The following is a 20,546-nucleotide window of genomic DNA, read 5'->3' as shown; positions in this document are numbered from 1 at the left end:
TCAACAAAGCGGGCACGTGATCTGCGGCCTCTAATTGATGATGGAATTGGCGATAGGAGGGTGCAGATGCTTAATGAGAGTGATGTGGCTACCCGGCTCCCAGCGCGGGATTTGAACCGTGCTCGCAAATTCTATTCAGACAAGTTAGGCATGGAGCCAATTGAGCAGCGACCCGGCGGCCTTCGTTACCGGAGCGGCAACAGCTTCTTTGTGTTGTTCGAATCTTCAGGAGAAGCATCGGGCAGCCACACCCAGATGGGCTGGGAAGTTGATGATATCGAGGCGACCATGGCAGTACTCAAGGCGCGTGGCGTCGTTTTTGAAACATACGATCTTCCCGGTCTTAAGACCGTGAATGGAATCGCTGAAATCGCAGGAAACTATCCCAGCAGGGGGATCGGTGAGAGGGGCGCCTGGTTCAAAGACAGTGAGGGAAATCTGCTTGGCATCGGCCAACCGCTGCGCTGAGCTTCCTTCGCGCTGAAGTCGTAATCGCTCGATAGATTCCTTCAAGACCTCGATTACCGTGCAAGCTGATCACAGTCGATCCAGAAAATCTAAGGCTCGTTTCCATGCGAGTTCCGAGGCAGGGGCGTTGTAGTCGATCGAGTTGGAATCTGTAAAGAAATGGCCTGTATCTGAATAGCTATGGTTCTCGATCCAGAGGTCAGCCGCTTGTGCCGATTCAGCCCATAGGGCTCTTTGTTCGGCGGAAACGAACGGATCGACCTCCGCCAAATGGGTCTGCACCTTTAACCCAGGCCGAACATCCGTCGGGATCGGAGCAAGGCCATGGAACAGGAGAATTGCTGTGCTCTCAGGTCGCACTCCCCACAAGCTGCCGGATCACACCGGCCCCCATCGAGAAGCCTGCGAGTACAGATGAACCGGGTAGCTTTTTGATCGCTTCGGTTGCTCTCTGATAGATGGCAGACCACCCGATCTCGGCCATCAATTGAAATCCTTCATCGATCGATTCAGTGCGTTTGCCTGCGTAGAGGTTCGGCAGAGCACCTGATACCGTCGAGAGCGAAACCGCTCTGCCGCTTCCCGTTCCACCGGCCGAAGCCCCAGAACAGAATGAAAGATTGCGATTGTTGTCACGAAATCATTTTGCCAGAGTTTCTCCGACGAGGGGCTGCGGTTCCAGCACGGGTCCCTTCAACCTGTGGGCAATGGATCGAATTACTCACCCGCGACGGCCTGGGGGGCACCGTTCTTGGAGCGAGGTGGGAGTGGCAGAAGCAGCTCCAGGAGATGTGATCTGCATGAATCCCGGCGAGGTACACGATGGCGCCGCCATCGATAGGGAGCCGCGCAAATGGAGGATGATCTATCTCGACCCAGAAGCGGCGGAAGAAGAGATCGGTGAGGACTTCAAAGGTGGAATCGAAACAACGCGTCCGTAATCAGGGATGAGTTTTTGGTCCGTCGGAAGTCATCCTGTGTAGATTGCATTGTGGCGTCACCATCTAGCTCTCTGACCTGCGAGGAGCGACTGTGGAATGTCTCGCGTACCTCTTCGGAAAACACGGGAGTGGCAGCTATCCGATCAAGGCTCTGCACAATTTCCTTGCGCCGCGGCTGAACCAACTACCCAAAAGTGTAGGCGGTCTTCTTGGTGCTCCTGCCACTCATGCTGTGGGCACAGCGAAAGACTAAATGCCACACAAAAGTCATGCGATTCTGCACGACTCCCTAGTAAATACGGAACGCCCAATCAAGACGGCGTCAGGTTGTAAGGCCCCATTCTGGACGATAAATCGCCACTCACCTTTTCCGGCCGCCTGGGCCGGAAACGCAAGTTGTCCAGTATTCGACAGCTGATTTTCTGGACCGGGGCAAATCGCGCGAGGTAGCCGGTCGTCGTTCATTTGCTCTTCATTTCAGAACGAATGATGAGATCTCTAACGTAAACCTGCAGGCTAGTTCGCCCTTTGCGGGGTGACCGTGGTTTCTCAGGGCCGCTGTCGATCGTTAACGCCGTCATTCGGCGAAAAGACAGAGCCGCTTCTGGCGAGAAGCCAAGATTAAGAAACGTCTGTTCCCATTTTTCGCGAGGGATCACATCCAATTCGACGCTTCGCTCGAGCGATGCGCTGAAAGCCTTCGCTACGTCGGAGGGTGTGTACATGTCTGGTCCCTCAACGTAGTGAATTGCATATGGTTCCGGCGGCGCAGTTAACAATTCCGCCGCGGCGGCTGCGATGTCATCCGGAGCGACCATGGGAAGGCGAAAATCAGCAGGAAACATCGTCAGCAGTTTTCCCTGTTTCGCTGGCGTGAGCATCTGATCCCAGTTGCTCATGTAGTACGCGGCTCGCAGTATAGAGAGCGGAGTCGATTGTCGCCGGAGACCCTGCTCAAGTTCGAACAAGACGCTCAGATCTCCGATGTAATCTCCAGGCTGCGCACCATAGGTAGACTGAAGAACCACCTTTTCGAGAGAAACTCCCTGGAGCGCTTGGAGAATAGCTCTTGCGGTTCGATGTTCCTCTTTGTCGGTGTCGGAAGAGACCGGAGCAGGAGGGTTGAGGAGAAAAGCTCTTTTACCTCTGCGCAGAACCGAACGCAATCCGTCTGTATCCTGAACGTCAATGATTGCCGCTTCCGCTCCGCGCTTCACGAACTGCTCAGCCCTCTGTGCGTCGCGAGTGAGGGCGAGTACCTGTTTGCCTTGCGCTAATAAGCGCGTGCACAATGCATTGCCGATGTGACCTGAAGCTCCAAAAACGATCAACATGCTGGTTCCTCAGTCTTTTGAGATGCTCGCTGACCTATTTGGGCTGTTGATGAAGCTGTTGTACGCGCGACTTGTTCGGATCGATCACCGGAGTAGCGTTCAGAGCATTAGGGCAGAGCCAATCGCAATTCGCGGGCCGTGGTTCACGCAGCTTGGAATCCACCTTCCACGCTAGCTCGCCAGTTTCGGCGTCCAAGGCCCAAAGGTGATCCGAGCTGCCTGCCACGATGACGAGATTGTTGTGACCCCGCGTAGACTTCACGCCTCGCACCACCAGGGAGCAGTCAGGCCGTTCATCGAGAGTGGCTGATTCGGTACGGTCGTATTCCATTCGAACCACATGGATGCCACGTTTGCCGGAGAAAATGCATGCTCTTCGTCTGTGAAGCCTGAGCGCTGCGGGTCATGCCCGAAGGTGGTCCACTGGCCCATCTGAGCGAACGCAGCCGCGCCAAGAGAAATGACGGAAGCAAAGATAACAAGACGAACTTTGCGCACTGCCGCTCCTGTGGGTTGCTGCTCGTTAATGCAGAATTGCACTCGCTGAGATCGTAGCCCGCCGGCGAATCCCGCACTCGACAGAGACTTGAAAAGCAGCAGTCTGCCACCCCGTGAGCGCGCTGAAAGCCTTGAAAGTTCGCAGCGGATCTTATCGAGGCGAAATCCAGCCTGTCAACATTTGCGCTGCTGCCCGATGCCATTCTGAGTGACGAGGATTCGATCAAGATCTTCGCTTGCCGTCCAGATCACACGATGGAAGGGCAGCACCGGCACCGGGCTTGGGGGCTTCGAGCCCGGGCTCTGGTTTCGGCACGGATGAGGGGGAGGGAAGGGGCAAGGTCCGAGAATGTGAAATTCTTCGGCGGTGAGACGTTCTCCGAGTTACAGCGTGGCGCTCAGGCGCGCCGACAGTAATACACCGAAGACTCCGCGCCGTGGTTCACGGCAGACGGTCCCAGCTGTCGGCCATGGGCGAATGATCAGCAAAGTTCCTCATCGAAAAATGATTCACCCAGCACCGGTAAGCCGCAAAGTCATGCCGCCACCCTTGAGCTATCCGGGGCACCACGCTAGGAGCTCGACTCCAGCGAGTTCCTTCGCTTCGCAAAGGACGCGCAGGAGCGTAAGCCCGCGAACACGAACATGGATCCATCCTTCATTTTCATCGCATATCCCTGCTTCGTCTTGGCATCGAGCTTCTGGTCGAGTAGCCGGGCGGTGTTGCGTCGTTAGTTGCCCTCTAAGAACCTTAGGTGCATTAGAGACCGGCCAACCAACCGCCGCTGTTTTCCATCCACCTAACGAGGGCATAATCCTTATGCACAAGATATCGCGGCGCGGGTTTCTAGGTACATTGGGTGCGGCGTCGTTGGCTAAAGCGGCTAATGCTGGGGCGGTCTCCTCTTTCCTTCTCGAGGAAGAAGAGCACGCATTGCCTTCCCCGCACAACTCTGGGATCGAACACATTGTTTTCGTGGCGATGGAAAATCGCTCCTTCGATCACGTCCTGGGTTGGCTGCCGCATGCAAACGGAAAGCAGGCCGGTCTCACTTATCTCAACAAATCAGGGCAGCCCCATGCCACTTACCATCTCACCGACTACCAGAACTGTGCGTTGGCCGATCCCGACCACTCCTATGCCGGTGGCCGTATCCAGTTTGACGGGGGTAGGTGCGACGGCTGGCTTCGCGCCGCGACAAACGATTTGTTTCCCATCGGCTACTATGAGGCGAGCGACCTCAGCTTTTTGAGCCAGGCCGCGACTTACTGGACGACCTGCGATCACTATTTCGCCGCGATCCTTGCGCCCACCTATCCCAATCGTTTCTACATGCACGCCGCTCAGACCGATCGTCTCGATCAAAGCACAAATCTGTCGACGCTTCCGACAATCTGGGACCGCCTTGCCGCCGCCGGAATTGATGGCCGGTACTTCTTCAACGACGTCCCGTTTACCGCTCTCTGGGGATCGAAGTACCTGGGCATAACGCGCCCCTATGCCGAATTTCTTGCCGCGTGTGAGATCGGGATGCTTCCCCAGGTTTCTTACGTAGACCCGCGATTCATCGACGAGGCGAGTGGCACTTCCAACGACGACCATCCTCACGCGGATATTCGCAACGGCGAAGCATTTCTCAATCAGATCTACACCGCTGTAACCAGCAGCCCGGCATGGCAAAATACCCTTCTCATCATGACATTCGATGAGTGGGGCGGGTTCTTTGATCATGTAGCTCCGCCTCTTGGTCCGATCCCGGCGGCGGATGCCGCTGTGGGGAGCGATGGCCGGCTAGGGTTCCGCGTGCCTGCGCTGATCATCTCGCCCTTCGCACGAAGGCACTCGCTGGGCCGGCGCGAGTTCGATCACACCTCTCTGTTGAAGCTCATTGAATGGCGATGGAACCTCGCTCCGCTTACGGTGCGGGACGCCTCCGCAAATAATCTGGCGGCCATACTCAATTTTGACCATCCGGACTTGAACGCTCCTGTCTTTGCTGTACCCGTCGGCCCGTTTGGCGGTGTGTGCGCCTCCGGATTAACGCCCGAAGATCCCGTACCCGGCGGCGAGCAGAATGAGTGGTTCCTCATTGCGAGCCTAGCTAATCAATATGGCTTTCCGGCCGCTCAGTGAGCCACGGGCTACTGAACTCATCGAGCGTTGTTGCATCTGGATGGCGAACAGCCATACCTATCGTATTTGCAAGCGTTCATTCGCCTCGCTTGCAGAACATCATTCCAGCTTTGACCTCTCAAATTGCTGCCAATTACGAGGGAAAAGGCAAGGAATCGGCACGCCGACTTGAGGTGATCGCAATCCACAGCGGGAGTTCCGCTTCAATTGAACGAAGTAGGGGAAGTCGGTGCACGGGCGTCTCACGACATTTCGTCTATCGCGCACCACTGCCCGCTCTGCAACATCAAATCGAACCCGTTGTCGAACCTTGCGGCGATGCTCGGTGCCAATCCGATACGCGCCTGCGCTAACCCTTGATTCCATCGCCGGCAACATTAGCTGGCGCGACGCTCACTTTGCAGCTTTCTTCTGTGCTGCCCACCGCTTCCGCTGCGCCTTCGCAATCCTCTCCCTGGCTTTGGAACCCATCGGGTCAACCGCACCCGCACAGGATGGGGTGCGCTGCTTCAGGGCACGGTGATGTAGATCTTCTTCTTGATGTGGAGGTCGCTGGCACCGACTTCGAAGAAGCCGCGGTGTGGATGCCCGGCGCAAGGGTGAGGTCGACGTGGAGACGGTCGCTGAACCGCTAGGCGCGCTTCTTTCCGTCTATGGGCACTCGGCTTTACGAGGGAGCGATCTTTCCACACAAAGACAAAGAGGCGCGCAGCGTATCATTGACGCGCGTTTGCCATCCGTCGCCGCTTGCATGGAGTACAGCGATCAGATCGGTATCCAACCAGATTGTGACCACCTCTTTAGCTAGCTCCCCTCTTCTTCCCATGCGGCGACCGCGACGGCGTTCTACGATCTGCTCAGGCGTATGAACGTGCTGAAACCGGCCACTGTTCGCTTGTGCCAGCGACTCACGTAGCCCTGGCAACGCGTGCCCAGCATCTACTTCGATTGCACGGGCTACTTTGTTTACATCCATCTTTTTAGACTCTTCAAGGCTTCGCCTTCCGCCACTTGTTCCTAGTTCTGTTTGCCTCGTGTCCTTCGCGTTGCTTTCGCTTAGAGCGAGGCCTCCGAGACTATGAGGGGCGAGGGATCAACGACTCCGCGATACCTCTACGCCACTCTTTGAGCATCCCCTCGCCAACATCAGCGAATGCGGCGTGATTCTTGATGTACTTCTGCACCTGCGAGGAAGTTTCCTCGATAGCCTCCGCAATGCGTGACAGCACACCTCTTACCTGAGCAGGAGTACAGGCTGCGCGAGTTTCGCCGAGCAATTGAAGCTCTCGAGCGGTGGGCCAACGCGTGCTTCCGTTCAACGTCAGAGCCATCCCGTCCTTTGGGATGTAAACCGATGTTGTCACGAGGTCATACACGGGAGCGAGGCGAGCTTCGTTGAGAACATCGTCATACACGATGCCGAAGTTCTTGAGGTGAGCATCTCCGTTGCGGAGGGCGCAGCTGAGTGCGATAAGGGTGAATAGCTTTTCCAGGTCGGTATTGACACGCGGCGAATTGGCAAATTGTGCGAATCGCTTAAGTATTGAAGTCTCGTAGCTGCCACTGTACTTCTTGTCAGTCCCCTTGCCATTGAGGACGCAGAAGTCCTCGAACCCTCGATAGCTGCCGTCGGCCCGGAGATCGAATCGATCGACGACAAGTGCCGCACCATCCTCTGCGAGTCGGTAAGGCGGTACATCAAGGCCACACTTCTCAGCGACTCTCAAACAGAAGTACTCGTTTGCTGCGAGTTGCGGATACTCTCGCTCCTCCCAGAACTTCACGATATGTGTCGCGCCGCGATAGCTTTCGGACAGACGCGCTCCATTGAATGCAGCTTTTGAAAAGGCATCTTCATCCCGGATCAAGAACTTTGGCTGAACGCCACTGATGCCCGAGAAGGAAGCGAACTTGTCCAAGAGGTGGTGAAAGAGATTACCTTGGCGTCGACGAGAGAGGATTTCGTCCACGGACTGGAAGGGAACGTCCTCAGCGAGAGATTCTTCCTGCCCGGTATAGCGAATGCGGCCCACCTGTGATCGGCCAACAATGCCCAGCAGATCGTAGTCGTCGAATGTCCCGATTGCTTTCGCAAAAGCAAGACGCAAGCGTTCTCTCAGTACACCTTCGGGAAGGTTCATCTCGAAAATGGGTGCGATTCCATACGAGATGTCCCATGAAGCTAGGCGCATGGGCATCGTCACAGAGACGGCGCGTGGCTCAGGGGCTCCGGGTTGATAGAGAAATGTGGTGCCGCGCTGTCCGGAGCGATCAAGCAAGCCGGCTTCAGCGCCGTCGGTCCAGACTTTGATCATCGCGGTCCTCTTCCATCAACTCTTCCAGAGTGGGGCGGTGGTTCGCTGCTTCCTGGATCGTCAGCTCAAGGCTGAGTGCTGTAAGAATTCTGGTTATTTTCGAATAACCGAGCTCGCCAATTCGGCCATTCTCCAATGCGTCCAGTGTTGAATGGCCGACTCTCGCCTGTTTAGCGAGCGTAGCCTGGCTCAAACCAAGCGCTCTACGTTTCGTAGCAACGATCTCGCCGATCTGAATCAAGGGCAGCACATACCTAATATACAAGGTTTTTCCCGCTATGGGCCAATTTTTACCTCATGTAAGAGGCAATATGATTACGCGCCGAACATTAACTGCAAGCCTCGCCTTAGGGGACATCATCGGTCATATCCGCGACATGGCGACTTTGCGTCAACGTGGATCGCGAAATCCTAGCCCCGTTTTAAGGGCAAGTGGATTAACGTTCGTAAAAACACTTCACGAGCCGCGCAGCACAAGGGCGCGAAGGCGACTGTACGGCCAAGTGGATCGCCGGAGCATCATCCTTCATCCGGTTGCCCCGTCTCGGCCCCTTAGTGTCGCTTCCATTTCGCTGCCGAAGAAGGGTTCTCCGGTCCGGTAGAGGAGATGAATGGAAGGCTGGGTGCCAATCTTGGGCAGGCTCTCGCGCACGGTCTTGCCGATGAGTTCGGAGGCGCTTTTGCGTCCGGCGGCTCCAACTCCGTTTCGTTTACCAGCCACGATGACGGCTCAACCATCGTGCACAGTCATCCATTCTCGCGAAGCGCGCCCGCCTCACCGCGCCAAGGTTCTGACGCTTCCTCGAGAGAACCCTGAAATCTAGGGTTCAGCCGAGGTCACAAGCGGGCCTCTCCGTGCGATGGTTGTAACATCCGCCCCCGGAAACTCAGAGAAATCAGCAATGAAAGACCCGCTTGTGACCTCCCGCGGCCTTATGCTCAAAAGATGCGCGGCGCTCGAATCGCGCCGCGCCAGCATCGCCAGCGCGCCCGCCGTGCCATCGCCTCAAGCCTCGTCATGATCGAGCGTAGCGACAGGCTTATTCGAGAACTGGACCGCCTTCTGACATCACAGCGTATTGAACGTGGTCCGATCTGCTATTTGCCAGCCGCAGTGTCGGGCATGATGCGACTGTCCGTCCCGGACGCTCATGGCGTCTAGGCTCATGCGCGGCTGAGCCCGGCCACGCCTAGACCGCCGCGCCCTGCTTTAGATAGGTGTACGTTCCAACGATCTTGGTAGGGGCCTCTTGCTCGGAACTCCCATCCATTCGACCTGAACCCCAGTTCAGCGCCGCGCCTCTTTGGACCATGTCACGAATTGCCGCCGGCGCCCGTTCGCGAATACCTCAATGCCGCGAAGCTGAACACCAACGGTCACAAATGCCTGTCGAAATGGAAGAAGTGCTCTCCGAGCAGTTTGCCGTCTGCTGCATCTTTCACCCTGATTGTTAGACTAGACCGCCCGCTATCTGCTCTGATCATCCGCGCGCCTAGGGTATTCCCCAACTAACCCGCCACCTCGCCGGGTGCTAAGCTGAGGCCCGGGCCCCATATCAAACCCTCGAGCCGATGATGCTGCGTTCCGAATCCCGGGCCCTCCGCGTTCTTATCGTTGACCACCAAGAAGCCATCGCGGAAACGCTCGCCATGATTGTGAAGGGCAACGGCCACTCCGCCTGCATTGCCCACAGCGCAGAGCAAGCGACAGGAATATTCCCAGAGTTCCGTCCTGAGGTGGTTATCTCAGACGTGATGCTGCCCGGGATGGATGGTGTCCAGTTCGCCGCTTGGCTCAAAGACCGCGACCCGAATTGCGCCGTGCTGCTCATCTCCGGCCACCCTGACACCAGCGAGCTGTGCAATCAACTGGACACACCACGCCCCAGGTTCTCGCGAAGCCGTTTCACCCGAGCGAACTTCTGACCTTCCTCGCCAACTGTGCTGCGAAAGCCTAGCGCCCGACGTTCCGCTGCTCGCGCCAGGAATCGCCAAGGACACGCGTGCCTATGACCCTCTATCCCGGAATCTGCGTTCGTCTGAAATCGGGTGGCCCAGCGATGATCATCTTCGGCATTGACGAAGCCGGAATATATTGCCGCTGGCTCGAAGGCGGGGAAGCTCAAAGACGAAATCTTCGACGCCGCCGATCTCCAACCCGCTACACAGCGCGAGGTTGCAGCCACTTTGGACTCTGCGCGCAAGCCATAAAGGACCATAGATAACTAGCCCTTTCTCACCAACTCAGCGAAAGGTACATTGTCCAGTACCCGCGTCGATCCACTGACAAGACAAGGTTCACAGTGCGCGCCTCGTGGTCAACCTTGATGACCATGAATGTTGGGTCCTGCTCCTTGCGAACCCGAACCCGCTTGCACAGCATTGGAGTTGACTCGCGCTCACCGGGAACGGCAGACCAGGGATCGGGAACCCGCTTGGACCAAACTCTGAAGGGTTGGGCAGTTTATACAAAAACTACTATGTTGCTTGCACGATTTGGGATACAGCTCCCCTTCCGAAGTTTTCCGGAAGTTGGGGCTTTGCTCCCTCTCTGGCCACCGCAAGCCGCTGGGAAAAGAGGACACGTCATGTAAGATGTGCACACGTCGCCAACGCAGTTTGCCGAGAAAGGCGGGACAAGGGCCGGATTTTACCTGTTCCAGAGCGTTCGCTCTCATCTTTCACGCTGAGGAAGCGCTGTGCCCGGAATTGATCCCAATCGATGGCGGGCCCTGAGTCCATTCCTGGAACAGGCGCTCGAGATGCCGGACGAGGAACGCCTGACATGGCTCGCCTCCCTTCGTACGGAAGACCCTGCATTGGCTGATGAACTGCATCGACTTCTCGAGAGCAGCAGGTTGCTGGCGTCGGAAGCGTTTCTCCACGTTCCTCTCGGAGAGCCATTCCCATCAAGTGGATTAGCTGGACGGTCGGTCGGAGCCTATCGACTGATCTCCGAAATCGGTCGCGGCGGGATGGGAACCGTCTGGTTGGCAGAACGAAATGATGGTCGATTCGAACGGAAAGTCGCCATAAAGTTTCTGAACATCTCCCTGCTCGGCAAAGGCGGCGGAGAAAGATTCAGGCAAGAGGGTCTGATTCTCGGTCGCCTCACGCATCCTCATATTGCACAGTTGATCGACGCGGGCGTGTCCGACACCGGGCAACCATACCTCGTCCTCGAGCACGTCAGCGGTGACGATATCGACCGATACTGCGATGAGAGGACCCTGGATGTTCATGCGCGCGTGCGGCTTTTCCTGGATGTGCTCGAGGCCGTTGAACACGCGCATTCCAGGCACGTAGTACATCGCGATCTCAAGCCTTCCAACGTCTTGGTCCGAAAGGATGGAGAGGCGAAGCTACTTGATTTCGGGATCGCCAAGTTGCTGGACATCGGTGAAAGCGGGAACGTGCCGCAACTCACGGGCGAAGCTGGCCGGGTACTGACTCCCCACTACGCTGCTCCCGAACAACTCACGGGTCAGCAGATTTCCGCCTCGACAGACATATTCGCATTGGGAGTGTTGCTGTACGTGTTGCTTACTGGGCGTCACCCAACTGCAGCAGACACGCATGCGCCCGCCGAATTCATCAAGGCCGTTCTGGAAACCGACCCGGTCAAGCCCTCTGATGCCGCACTGGGCAAGACTGATGATTCTGGGGTGGCAATAACCAATGCCGCTCGCCGGGGCACGACCCCCGACAACTTGAGCCGCGCGCTTAGTGGCGACCTCGATATCATCCTTGCAAAATGCATCAAGAAAGATCCGCGCGAGCGCTATCCCACAGTCTCCAACCTAGCTGATGATCTGCATAGTTATTTGCACAGTAGGCCCGTCAGTGCGCGGCCAGACTCGTTTGCCTATAGAACCAGCAAATACCTGCGCCGGCACAAGGGCCGTGTCGCCGCGGCTTTCTCCATCATGATGTTGATGGTCATCGGCGTGGGCGTTGCGAGCCGATTCTATTCTCCAAAATCCACGGCGTTGCCTCAAATTAAGCAGCGACGATTGACCGCTAATCCCAAAGACTTACCTGTACTCAGCGCCGTCGTGTCCCCTGATGGCGCGTATCTGGGTTATACAGACGCCACTGGAATCCATCTGCAATCGCTCGGGACGGACGCCCCCGTCGCAGTTGCTCTTCCCAGCGAACTGCTCAATGCCAAAGCGAAGAAGTTGTTTGCAGGATGGTATCCGGACTCCAAAAGATTTCTGGTTGCTCTCTCCCAACCGGAGATGCCGGTTTCTCTTTGGTCCATTTCGCTCACCGGGAATGGAGATGAAAAGGTCGCCTCAATCGACAGACTCTGGGGCTCGCCCAAGGTATCGCCCGATGGCAACACCATCGCGTACACCCGTGTACGCGTTCAGACTGGCGCCCGCGAACTCTGGCTGATGGGATCACACGGGGAGTCTCCCCACCTGATTCAAACCGCCGGGCCGCAGTCCAGTTTTTCCGGCCTTGCTTGGGCGCCTGGTGGACGGCGGCTTGGGTACGTCTACTTCAGTCACAGCTCAGATGCAAGAGAGGTCTCCGTGAAGAGCTGCGATCTTGAGGGCCGGAACGTGACCACCGCGGTGAAAGATCTGCGTCTGGATGGCTTTGTCTGGACCACACCGGGGCGTCTGATCTATTCACGCACGACCGATCCCGGAGGGACCGATTCCGACAAGCTTTTCGAAATGAGGGTGGATGAGAAAGGCGTACCGCGAGGGCAGCCTCGCGTTCTAACCGACTGGTCCGGTTTCGCCGCGTTTGACTTCAGCAGTACCAGCAACGGCCGGCATCTCGCGTTTCTGAGAGGTGGCGCTCATATCACGATGTCCGTCGCCCAACTGGCGCCGGACAGAGTCGGCACTCTCAGTTGGGAGCCCTTTAATGCGGACGAAAACGTCAACATCCCACTCGCGTGGACTCCAGACTCAAAGCAAGTCATCTTCTCCTCCAAACGATCGGACCAAAGGCTGATTTACAGAAGGAACATCGACCAGAAAACTCCGGCGCAGCTGGTCACGAAATCATCGACCATGAGTTTCTACCTGGCACGGCTCACACCCAATCGAGCCGCGTTGCTCTTAGAGGGATCCCCGAACGGCAGAGACTTCGCTCTCTACACTGCCGAGCCCAGCGGAGAAAACGTGCGCGTACTCCTTACCTTCCAAGCATTCATTCTGTATTGGTGCACCGGCGTCGAAGCGAACTTCTGCGTGTTTGGCGATGCGGCGTCCGCCACGAATGAGCTCGTCATCACTCGATTCGACCCCGGCTCCGGCGAAAAACATGAAGCGCTCAGAATTCCCGTCGAGCCCGGTACAAACGCTCATCTCGGCGGAGACTACTTCTGGCAACTCGCACCCGACGGCCTGACCATCGCGATCATGAAGCGGCATGATAATTGGGTGAAACTTGTGCCGATGAGTGGCGGCCCCACGAAGACGATCATCATGAAGGGCCAGAGCGATCTCGGCGAACTGAACTGGGCGCCTGATTCTGAGGCACTGTTTGTCTCGGCCTTGACACCCTCCGGCGCGTCCGTCTCCCGTGTCAATTTAGACGGTGCAGCTCGGCCCGTCTTTCAGGATCGCGACGCAGACTACCTAGGGGCCATACCTTCGCCGGATGGCAAGCGACTTGTAATCTGGTCCAACACTGTCGAGGCGAACGCCTGGATGATCGATGATTTTGACCACTGACAGACGAACGCCGCAATCCTCCAGACCAGCTTTCTCTGGGCGAAATAGCGCCGTTGAGCATTTTCAGTCGCGACGTTCCGGATATTTCAGCGCCGATCACCCGAGGTAAGCGGCCGGGTACGGAGTTCTCCCTTCTTCACGTCTGCGGCCATGGCATGGCGAGAAGCCGCGATGGAACGCTCGGCAGGCTCGCCGAAGAGCTCAGGATGCAAGTACAAGCCGCGCTCCTTGCCGATTTTCATCTCTTCCACGAGAATGCGGTTTGCATTGGCCCATGCGTCATGGCGGACTCCGGTTACCTGCCAGGAAACTTCAACGTTGGGCTTGTCCGTTTGAATGGTGAAAGTGTTGTGCTCTATTTTGCCGGCGATGATCGCCTGCGCGAACTGGCCAATTGGAGTGAGTTGGTAACGGAAGTCACGGTTCAGAGCTTCGAACCACTCCGGCATCTGCACTACGGCTAGTCCCTGCCCATCCGTCGTTGCGATGCCGTTGTAGATATTCATCATCTCCGGCGACTCGACAAACGAGTGGTAAAGGTATTTGTTTGCGGGATCGAGCGGGTGATCAATTTTGAAGGAACCGCCAGCCTTGGAGAGGTTACCGTCCACGTACACGTCGCCAAGAAAGTATGCGGCGAATCCACCGTTGCTCTGCGCGAAGAGTCCATCTCCGTTTGAATAGTTGACGGCCGCCACGCCCGATCCCAATGGGCTGTGCGAAAAACCATCAACTCCGTCCGGACCGAATCCGCTCGGGGAGATTTGACTTGCGAAGCTCTCGCCCCAGACACCCTGCCCACTGACGGTTCCGGTTTCGCCGTGCACGGCGGGGCCCCCGCCGGTGTTGCGCCCGAACACGCCCGCTCCCCGCTGGGACTGGGCGACTCCGGCCACGCCAATGCCCTCGGTATCACCATAGGATTGATTCACTCCGACGATGGGTGAAAGATAGTAGTTCACCGGGTTGCTGTTGATGCCGCTGATCTGTGCCGAGTTGACGGCTGTGACCGCGTTGACAGTATCCGCGCTGAACCGGCCATACGCGTCGCGTTTGACTATGCTGCCGGGCACATTCTGATCGCTTGGCGGAACCAGCCACTGGAAATTCAGCGTTCCGTTGGTGGTCACAGGAGAGCCGCTCACCACGAAATCAGAGGCCGGAGCGCTAAGCCCCACGCTGGTTAGCGTGCCGCTTCCGCTACTGCCCGGAAAGGTCTGCCCAGCCGCAAATTGGATGATTCCATTGCTGGAGATCGATAGGCCAGTTTCTGCCGGCGTCGCGGTCGCAGAGCCGAACAAAAGGGACATCGATGCGGAGGGAGTTGCGGTGTTATTCCCGGTTGGCTCCGCCTGCCACTGAAAAGTCTGCAAGTCTGCAGCACTCGTGGCGCTGTTGAATGACGAAGCGCTGAATCTCTGCGGCTGCGAGGCGTTGCCGGCCGCTACCGTCGCTGTGCCGGTGGGCGCGAGTCGGAAGGCACCGCGGATAACGGTGGCGCCATTCACGTCCAGCTTCACTGAGGGCACGCTGGTACCAATGCCTACATTCGTTCCAGTGTCGAAGACCTGGGAGTTGGCGATGTCAGAGCGCCCATCAAATCTTGCCAAAGCATTAGGTTTGCCTCCGCTGGTAGTCACGGGCAACGGTGCTGTCGATGCAACCTTAGGCAATGCGTTCGATGAACCAGCAGCGCCGGCAGCTGCATTTGACCCCGCCAGCAAGAAAGCCGATGCCGGATACCCGCCCAGCGTCTGCGCGTCGGCCGCTCTGAACGCGTACGGCACGCTGAGCAGCAGAACGCGCGGCTGCTCGCTGCCTCCGTTCACGCTCACGCCAAGCCAGCGGGGCTCTGCCGAGCTGAATAGCTCCACCGGCAAACCATCACGGCTGGCCGCACCCAGTTGTACGCTGTAGTTGCCCTCGACATCTACGGTGGCGTTCTGCGTCTCGCACCACAGTGGATCGGCACTAAACTGATCCTTGTAAATGGCAAGGCTGAAGCTGTTGACGCCTGAGATGGGTTGGCGTTGCTCACCCAGCGCCTTCCCCGAGAAGTTCAACATCCGCGGCACGGCACCGCTCCATTGCGGATCTCCTTGCTCTGCACTCAGTGAATAAGAAAGCAGTAAAGCTGCAATCAAGCTCAAGACGACTTTCACGACAAACCTCCGTTATTGCTTCGTTCAGTTGGAGCAGATCCCACCTCGCCTCGCGGCGCGATAGACGCTCCTGTCTGAGAGATCGGAAAAGATGCGGAGAAGGCGACAAGAAGCAAAGGCAAATCACGGCCAACATCCGCAAGAGCGCTTTTCTGTCGCCGCTGTCGTGTTCAGTATCCCGATCCCGATTTCAGGAGTAGGAGCACATGAAACACCGCGACTCTCGCAAACCAGCCTGACCGCATACTCAGTGCTACCTCAGATTGAAAGAGGAATTTCTATGAACCGCATCGCAGTTTCCGCCCTTCTTGCCGCCGCAACCATGTTCCCCCTGGCCTCGAGCCTGGTCGCAGAACCACAATTGAACGTAAACGTGCCATTCGCTTTCTCGGTCGCGAACCGGTACCTCCCAGCAGGGCAGTACCGCATTGAACGCCACGGCGCGTTCCTTACGCTCGATAACCAAGAGGATCATCGAATGGTGACTCTGGTAGCCAACCCAGGCGAGCTCTCTGAAGACGGGAGAAGCTATCTGTCGTTCGACGAGGTGAATGGAGTTCGCTTCCTGCGCCGCGTGGCCACTCCTCACGAGCAGAGCAGTGTGGAACTGACAGCATCAAAGGACCAGAAGCATGCTGAACAGGGGGAGCATCAACAGGTTCCCATGGACGTCATGCAACCGTAAGAGGCCCCGTTGCGAAACCGCCTCTTCCTTATGAAGATGACGCAGTCAAGAACGACATTGAGACCGCGTCATCTTCCCCTTCTCGGGCGACGCAGCGCGGTTCCTCCTCGCTATTCGAATGGGCAGACTGACACTTTCTTTGCCCCTCTGCTCCCCTCCGCAAAGAGACTCCCGTCACGGTGCCTCGACCCGGGCCAGTCGCAGCGCAGTTCGTGTCTCAACGTGGTCGGCGCCCAACGTGTTCTGGAAATGATTAGCTGCCGAGCGAAACGCGCTCCTCGCCTCGCTGTACATGCCTTGAGCCTGCCTGGCGCGGCCCAGAGTCAGGTAAGCAGTTGCGATGAAATAGGAAGACTCTCCGGACGGGGTCGCGGATTGCAGCAGCGACAGCGCGCGTTCGGCATCCTCAGAAGCCTGCTCCGGCTTTCCGGAAGCTAACTCCACCGTCGCCCGGCGGAGATACGCAATCGGAAGGAAATCGCGCCCCGCTCTTCCGGCGTTGCTCGCCGCTTCAACAATGTGAACAGAGCGGTCAGCGAGGTCCCGGGCTGTGTTGTAGTCCCCACTGCCCGATGCGACCAACGCCTGAACCGAGGCGAGCGATCCCATCCAGTAGTGATCCGGCGGAAAAGTTCGCATTGCGATCGGCTGTAGTTCAGCCAGCGCGCTGGCTGCGCGCGCAAAATCATGCTGGTCGATGTAGACCAGCGCACGCGTATTCAAGGCATGATAAATGGCATCCTGATCTCCGGTTTTGAGCCCTTTGTCGTATGCGCGCTGAGAATAATCAGCTGCCTCATCAAGACGATCCAGTTCTCGCAAGATTGCCGCGTAATTGTTCAGGAGCAACGGAGAAACGGCATCTTCTGTCGGTCCCACCCGGCTGATGTCGATGGCGCGGCGATAAAGAGCCGCTGCCTGCAGAGGGCGCCCCAATCTGTCGAGCACAAGTGCCCAGTCATTGAACAGCGCCACGGCGCCCTGTGTGTTATCACGCCCCAGCGCCGACATCAGCTCATAAGCACGCTTGAACGTAGAATCGGCGAGTTGATTCTGCCCCGCCACCCGGTACGCCTCGCCTAGCTCCATCAGCGGTTGGTACTCCAGCGCGTCCGAGTCAAAAGGAGATCGCTTGACTAACTCCCAAACCGTCTGCATGCGGGCGATGCCCTGCTGCGCATCGCCACGCTCCTGGGCCACTTCGCTGCCTCGCCGCAAACAGAAGATGCGATCAAAGTCATATTGCGCTCCCGGAGGAAGCTCCCGCAGGCCCTCCTGGATGAGGGTCTCTGCGCGAGCTAATTCGCCATCCTGCGCGAGAGCGCCTGCCAGCGAACAGGATGCCTCAGCGCGGGCGGAACTGTCCTGCACCTGGCGTGACAGTGTGTGAGCCTGTTCCAAAACCCGGCGGGCGCTGGCAGCTTCGTCCTGGGTGGAGTATTGGTCGCCAATGGCAGCCAGGAGTTCCACGCGCGCGATCTGGTCTCCGCCGCTCTGGCGTGCAAGCGTGTTCTCGGCGCGCTTCAGCAACTCGTTCACCGTGAATTGCTGCCCCGCGGGTGCAGCGTCGGAGAGCAGGAATTCATTAAACTCGATTGTGTTGAGCGCGCGAGACAACTGGCGCAGAGCGAAATCGCGCTGCAGCCGGACGTTCCGTGCCTGTACCAGCGTTCCCGCAACCCCTGCGAGGACCGCCGAGATCGCCAGAGTAGCGAGAGCCGTTGCCTTGCGGTTGCGGCGTACGAATTTGACGGCACGGTAGGAAAATGAATCGGGGCGCACGCTGATCGGTTGATCAGTAAGATATCTGCGGATATCTTCCGCGAGTGCCGCAACCGAGGTGTAACGTTCCCCCGGATCTTTCTTCAACGCCTTGGCGACGATGGTGTCGAGATCTCCACGCAAAAGGCGGCGGAGTTTCTCGACACTAGTGCCGCGGTGCGCTCCGTTCAGAGCGGCGAGTTCCGCGCCTCCTCCAGACACAACCTGCGACATGCGCGGCGGCTCCTGCTCCACGATGGCCTTCACCATATCCGCCGGCGCGTGCGGTCCCGGGCCTGCCGGATGCTGTCCGGTGAGCAGCACAAACAGCAGCACTCCCAGAGCATAGACATCTGTTGCCGTCGTGATGGGTTCATGCCTTAACTGCTCTGGAGACGCATACTCGAGGGTCATCGCGGCGCCCTCGACCGTGACGATGCGTGCGTCAGGTTGCGACTCGTCTTCCAGCAGTTTGGCAATGCCGAAATCAAGCAGCTTCGTCTGCCCATCAGTTCGCACCAGAATGTTCGACGGCTTGAGGTCGCGATGAACGATAAGGTTGGCGTGCGCCTTGATTACCGCGGATAGAACATCGAGGAACAACCGCAGGCGCGCTTTGACATCGAGCTTATGCTGATCACAATATCGATCGATGTGATAGCCTTCTACGTACTCGAGGATCAGATACGGTTGCCCGATCGGCGATAGGCCCGCATCGATGAGCTCCGCGATGTGCGAGTGCAATAGTCGGCCGAGAAAACTCCCCTCGCGTTTGAAGCGCTCTTCGCCTGCTTTGCCCATAAGCGCGATGTTCAGCAGCTTGACTGCGACGCGGCGTTCGAAGCGTCCGTCAGCGCGTTCCGCGAGCCAGACGCTGCCCATGCCCCCCGCGCCTATAGGTGATAGCAGCTTGTACGCGCCGATCACCTGCCCGGCCAGTCCTGGCTGCCCTGAAAGTTCGGCTGGCAGGGTTTGGAGAAAGCCATCGTCGGATAGCTTGCGGTGCTCGCGGAGCAGAGGCTCCAGCAGCTCAGCAACTTCAGGAGCCCCGCTCCGTAGCGACGACAACCACGGCGCGAGCTCCTCATCGCTCAGATCAAGCGCCTGGTCCAGGTACGGGCTGAGAAGCAGCCATTTGTCGGAGCTTATCGACATTCATATCTCATTCCGGCAAGCCGGTGCTAAGGCTTTGATGGAGATAAATACGCGCTTTCTCCCACTGCCGTTGCACCGTGCGTTCCGATACCCCTCGCAGCGCGGCAATCTCCGCGAACGAGAATCCGCAAAAGAACTTGAGGTCCACCAGCTCAGCCAATTCCGGCTCGACCTTCGCTAGTTGATCGAGAGCATCGCTGATGTCCGAAAGCTCCTTCGGGTCTGCGGGACTCGCCACATCGTGCCCGTCAGCTGAGGTAAGCCGGAACTCGCCGCCGCGTTTTACCGCCCCGCGGCTTCTGGCATGGTCGATGATGTATCCGCGCATCACCCGCGCGGCGTATCCCATGAAGCGCGCTCGGTCGGGAAAAGTAACCCCGCCCCGCCCAGACATGTCGATGTACGCCTCGTGCAGAAGCGTGGTGACACTCAAGCTCGGCGGAGACCCTTGCCGCGCCAGTTCGCGCTTGGCCATACGATGTAACTCGGCATAGAGAGCTGTGAAGAGCGCATCCGTCGCGCCGCTGTCACCGCCCTCGGCCGCAGTGATCAGGGAAGAGATTGTCGAACTCACCTGAGGTCCTCTCCGGCGGAACACAACCGGAGTTATTCTAGCTTCGCCCGTACTCTGGGCGACAGGAAAATCGCCGCTGAAACATAGAGGATTCGAGTTCATACACTAATGAAATTGCGACACCGCGAGATCAGCCGTCCCGAACATCACGCCGCCCGAAACGGCTGCCATGTTCTCCAGATTAAGGAGTTTGTCCAGAGAACTGTTCACACGACACGTTCGGGTGCCAGTTCACAAATGCACCGTTCGGATTGTCCTTCCACGCCCAGACGTGCAGCGTGTAGAACGCCGGTAGTCCAAACCGGTTGGGAGCATCGAACAGGTGAAACAGCTGGCCCATAAGCTCCGGCGGCCCTGTGTGCTTGGGATCCTTGTTCCACTCATCGGCAAACACCAGGAAATCGGCGCCAATCAGCTTCAACTTCCCGTCCTTTGTCGGTTCGTAAATCACGATCTGAGGACGTGTGGGATCGAGGGCGCCGTTCAGCAAATTCCCATTCAGATAGTGCATCCCCATCGCGCCCGCACTGTCTCCACTGACGCAACCGAATACAAGAGAATAGCCTTCCGCCTGCGCTTGCGCCACGTCCTTGAAGCGCTCGGTAGACTCCCGGACTATTTTGACGAGAGCACTGCGCGCGGTCTTTTGCTCCGGCGTCAGCTCCGTCTCTTCAGTGCCCATGTGGGCGTGGCTGGTCTGCGCCGGCGCGCTCGACGGCAAGATGCTCATCAAAACGAGCGCGGTCATTAGGAAGTATCGCAACTTATTGTTCAATGATTTGATGGGTTTCATCGTAGACGCTCCTGGTGAACTTCAAGG

General features: G+C 57.7%; 19 protein-coding genes. 8 read left to right on the top strand and 11 right to left on the bottom strand.

From position 1 onward, the window contains the following. Positions 1-66 precede the first annotated feature (66 nt). Positions 67-468, top strand: coding sequence for a VOC family protein (locus tag MOP44_RS00600; RefSeq protein WP_260793952.1), 402 nt, complete (start codon positions 67-69; stop codon positions 466-468). 69 nt (positions 469-537) lie between these two features. Here the strand turns inward: MOP44_RS00600 and MOP44_RS27950 are convergent, their stop codons facing one another. After that, positions 538-828: a dienelactone hydrolase family protein gene (locus MOP44_RS27950; RefSeq protein ID WP_390905462.1), complete on the bottom strand. Its 291-nt coding sequence runs from the start codon at positions 826-828 to the stop codon at positions 538-540. 407 nt (positions 829-1,235) lie between these two features. Here MOP44_RS27950 and MOP44_RS00595 point away from each other — a divergent pair, with 407 nt between their 5' ends. Next, positions 1,236-1,409 (top strand): AraC family ligand binding domain-containing protein, encoded by a 174-nt coding sequence (locus MOP44_RS00595; RefSeq protein ID WP_260793951.1) that lies wholly within the window; start codon positions 1,236-1,238, stop codon positions 1,407-1,409. 461 nt (positions 1,410-1,870) lie between these two features. Here MOP44_RS00595 and MOP44_RS00590 read toward each other — a convergent pair whose 3' ends face one another. The 3 genes from MOP44_RS00590 to MOP44_RS00580 are packed head-to-tail and all read right to left on the bottom strand — an operon-like array spanning position 1,871 to position 3,241. Continuing rightward, positions 1,871-2,743, bottom strand: coding sequence for an NmrA family NAD(P)-binding protein (locus MOP44_RS00590; protein ID WP_260793950.1), 873 nt, complete (start codon positions 2,741-2,743; stop codon positions 1,871-1,873). 34 nt (positions 2,744-2,777) lie between these two features. Continuing rightward, positions 2,778-3,005 carry a PQQ-binding-like beta-propeller repeat protein gene (locus MOP44_RS00585; protein WP_260793949.1) on the bottom strand — a complete coding sequence of 76 codons (228 nt, stop codon included), beginning with the start codon at positions 3,003-3,005 and terminating at the stop codon, positions 2,778-2,780. Further along, a complete protein-coding gene (locus MOP44_RS00580; RefSeq protein ID WP_260793948.1) occupies positions 3,002-3,241 on the bottom strand; it encodes a hypothetical protein in 240 nt (79 codons plus the stop codon). Before MOP44_RS00580 ends, MOP44_RS00585 begins: the two co-directional genes overlap by 4 nt. Before the next feature lie 478 nt (positions 3,242-3,719). On the opposite strand from MOP44_RS00580, the gene MOP44_RS00575 reads away from it, so the two are divergent. Continuing rightward, positions 3,720-5,375, top strand: a complete 1,656-nt coding sequence (locus MOP44_RS00575) for an alkaline phosphatase family protein (protein WP_313901041.1) — start codon at positions 3,720-3,722, stop codon at positions 5,373-5,375. A 667-nt stretch (positions 5,376-6,042) separates the two neighbouring features. Here MOP44_RS00575 and MOP44_RS27945 read toward each other — a convergent pair. From MOP44_RS27945 to MOP44_RS00565, 3 genes are all read right to left on the bottom strand, one after another. Beyond that, positions 6,043-6,351, bottom strand: coding sequence for a BrnA antitoxin family protein (locus MOP44_RS27945; RefSeq protein WP_390905461.1), 309 nt, complete (start codon positions 6,349-6,351; stop codon positions 6,043-6,045). Between the two features lie 100 nt (positions 6,352-6,451). Continuing rightward, complete coding sequence (locus MOP44_RS00570; protein WP_260793946.1) at positions 6,452-7,690, bottom strand: type II toxin-antitoxin system HipA family toxin; 1,239 nt, start codon at positions 7,688-7,690, stop codon at positions 6,452-6,454. Then, entirely contained in the window at positions 7,662-7,940 is a 279-nt protein-coding gene (locus MOP44_RS00565; RefSeq protein ID WP_260793945.1) for a helix-turn-helix domain-containing protein, read from the bottom strand. Before MOP44_RS00565 ends, MOP44_RS00570 begins: the two co-directional genes overlap by 29 nt. Before the next feature lie 696 nt (positions 7,941-8,636). Here MOP44_RS00565 and MOP44_RS00560 point away from each other — a divergent pair. The 4 genes from MOP44_RS00560 (at position 8,637) to MOP44_RS00545 (ending at position 13,389) form a co-directional block, all read left to right on the top strand. Then, positions 8,637-8,852 (top strand): hypothetical protein, encoded by a 216-nt coding sequence (locus tag MOP44_RS00560; protein WP_260793944.1) that lies wholly within the window; start codon positions 8,637-8,639, stop codon positions 8,850-8,852. Between the two features lie 410 nt (positions 8,853-9,262). Continuing rightward, positions 9,263-9,616: a response regulator gene (locus MOP44_RS00555; RefSeq protein ID WP_260793943.1), complete on the top strand. Its 354-nt coding sequence runs from the start codon at positions 9,263-9,265 to the stop codon at positions 9,614-9,616. A 150-nt stretch (positions 9,617-9,766) separates the two neighbouring features. Continuing rightward, positions 9,767-9,901, top strand: coding sequence for a hypothetical protein (locus MOP44_RS00550; RefSeq protein ID WP_260793942.1), 135 nt, complete (start codon positions 9,767-9,769; stop codon positions 9,899-9,901). A gap of 488 nt (positions 9,902-10,389) precedes the next feature. Next, a complete protein-coding gene (locus MOP44_RS00545; protein ID WP_260793941.1) occupies positions 10,390-13,389 on the top strand; it encodes a serine/threonine-protein kinase in 3,000 nt (999 codons plus the stop codon). 86 nt (positions 13,390-13,475) lie between these two features. Here MOP44_RS00545 and MOP44_RS00540 read toward each other — a convergent pair whose 3' ends face one another. Beyond that, positions 13,476-15,551: an autotransporter outer membrane beta-barrel domain-containing protein gene (locus MOP44_RS00540; protein WP_260793940.1), complete on the bottom strand. Its 2,076-nt coding sequence runs from the start codon at positions 15,549-15,551 to the stop codon at positions 13,476-13,478. Between the two features lie 280 nt (positions 15,552-15,831). Between MOP44_RS00540 and MOP44_RS00535 the strand changes: the two genes are divergently transcribed. Beyond that, positions 15,832-16,236, top strand: coding sequence for a hypothetical protein (locus MOP44_RS00535; RefSeq protein WP_260793939.1), 405 nt, complete (start codon positions 15,832-15,834; stop codon positions 16,234-16,236). A 174-nt stretch (positions 16,237-16,410) separates the two neighbouring features. Here MOP44_RS00535 and MOP44_RS00530 read toward each other — a convergent pair whose 3' ends face one another. The 3 genes from MOP44_RS00530 to MOP44_RS00520 all read right to left on the bottom strand — a co-directional run bounded on the left by MOP44_RS00530 (position 16,411) and on the right by MOP44_RS00520 (position 20,519). After that, entirely contained in the window at positions 16,411-19,152 is a 2,742-nt protein-coding gene (locus tag MOP44_RS00530; protein ID WP_260793938.1) for a serine/threonine-protein kinase, read from the bottom strand. A 7-nt stretch (positions 19,153-19,159) separates the two neighbouring features. Then, positions 19,160-19,726: an ECF-type sigma factor gene (locus MOP44_RS00525; protein ID WP_260793937.1), complete on the bottom strand. Its 567-nt coding sequence runs from the start codon at positions 19,724-19,726 to the stop codon at positions 19,160-19,162. A 181-nt stretch (positions 19,727-19,907) separates the two neighbouring features. After that, positions 19,908-20,519 (bottom strand): hypothetical protein, encoded by a 612-nt coding sequence (locus MOP44_RS00520; RefSeq protein ID WP_260793936.1) that lies wholly within the window; start codon positions 20,517-20,519, stop codon positions 19,908-19,910. Positions 20,520-20,546 lie beyond the last annotated feature (27 nt).

It is taken from the genome of Occallatibacter riparius, assembly GCF_025264625.1.
Classification (GTDB): domain Bacteria; phylum Acidobacteriota; class Terriglobia; order Terriglobales; family Acidobacteriaceae; genus Telmatobacter; species Telmatobacter riparius.
The sequence above is the reverse complement of the archived record's forward strand: the minus strand, read 5'-3'. Positions and strand labels throughout refer to the sequence as shown.

Bases quoted from the DNA above. Each gene is read 5' to 3' on its own strand.
- MOP44_RS00535 (WP_260793939.1), top strand. From the start codon at position 15,832: ATGAACCGCATCGCAGTTTCCGCCCTTCTTGCCGCCGCAACCATGTTC.
- MOP44_RS00570 (WP_260793946.1), bottom strand. From the start codon at position 7,690: ATGATCAAAGTCTGGACCGACGGCGCTGAAGCCGGCTTGCTTGATCGC.
- MOP44_RS00560 (WP_260793944.1), top strand. From the start codon at position 8,637: ATGCGCGGCGCTCGAATCGCGCCGCGCCAGCATCGCCAGCGCGCCCGC.
- MOP44_RS27945 (WP_390905461.1), bottom strand. From the start codon at position 6,351: ATGGATGTAAACAAAGTAGCCCGTGCAATCGAAGTAGATGCTGGGCAC.
- MOP44_RS00530 (WP_260793938.1), bottom strand. From the start codon at position 19,152: ATGTCGATAAGCTCCGACAAATGGCTGCTTCTCAGCCCGTACCTGGAC.
- MOP44_RS00575 (WP_313901041.1), top strand. From the start codon at position 3,720: ATGATCAGCAAAGTTCCTCATCGAAAAATGATTCACCCAGCACCGGTA.
- MOP44_RS00555 (WP_260793943.1), top strand. From the start codon at position 9,263: ATGATGCTGCGTTCCGAATCCCGGGCCCTCCGCGTTCTTATCGTTGAC.
- MOP44_RS00600 (WP_260793952.1), top strand. From the start codon at position 67: ATGCTTAATGAGAGTGATGTGGCTACCCGGCTCCCAGCGCGGGATTTG.
- MOP44_RS00520 (WP_260793936.1), bottom strand. From the start codon at position 20,519: ATGAAACCCATCAAATCATTGAACAATAAGTTGCGATACTTCCTAATG.
- MOP44_RS00590 (WP_260793950.1), bottom strand. From the start codon at position 2,743: ATGTTGATCGTTTTTGGAGCTTCAGGTCACATCGGCAATGCATTGTGC.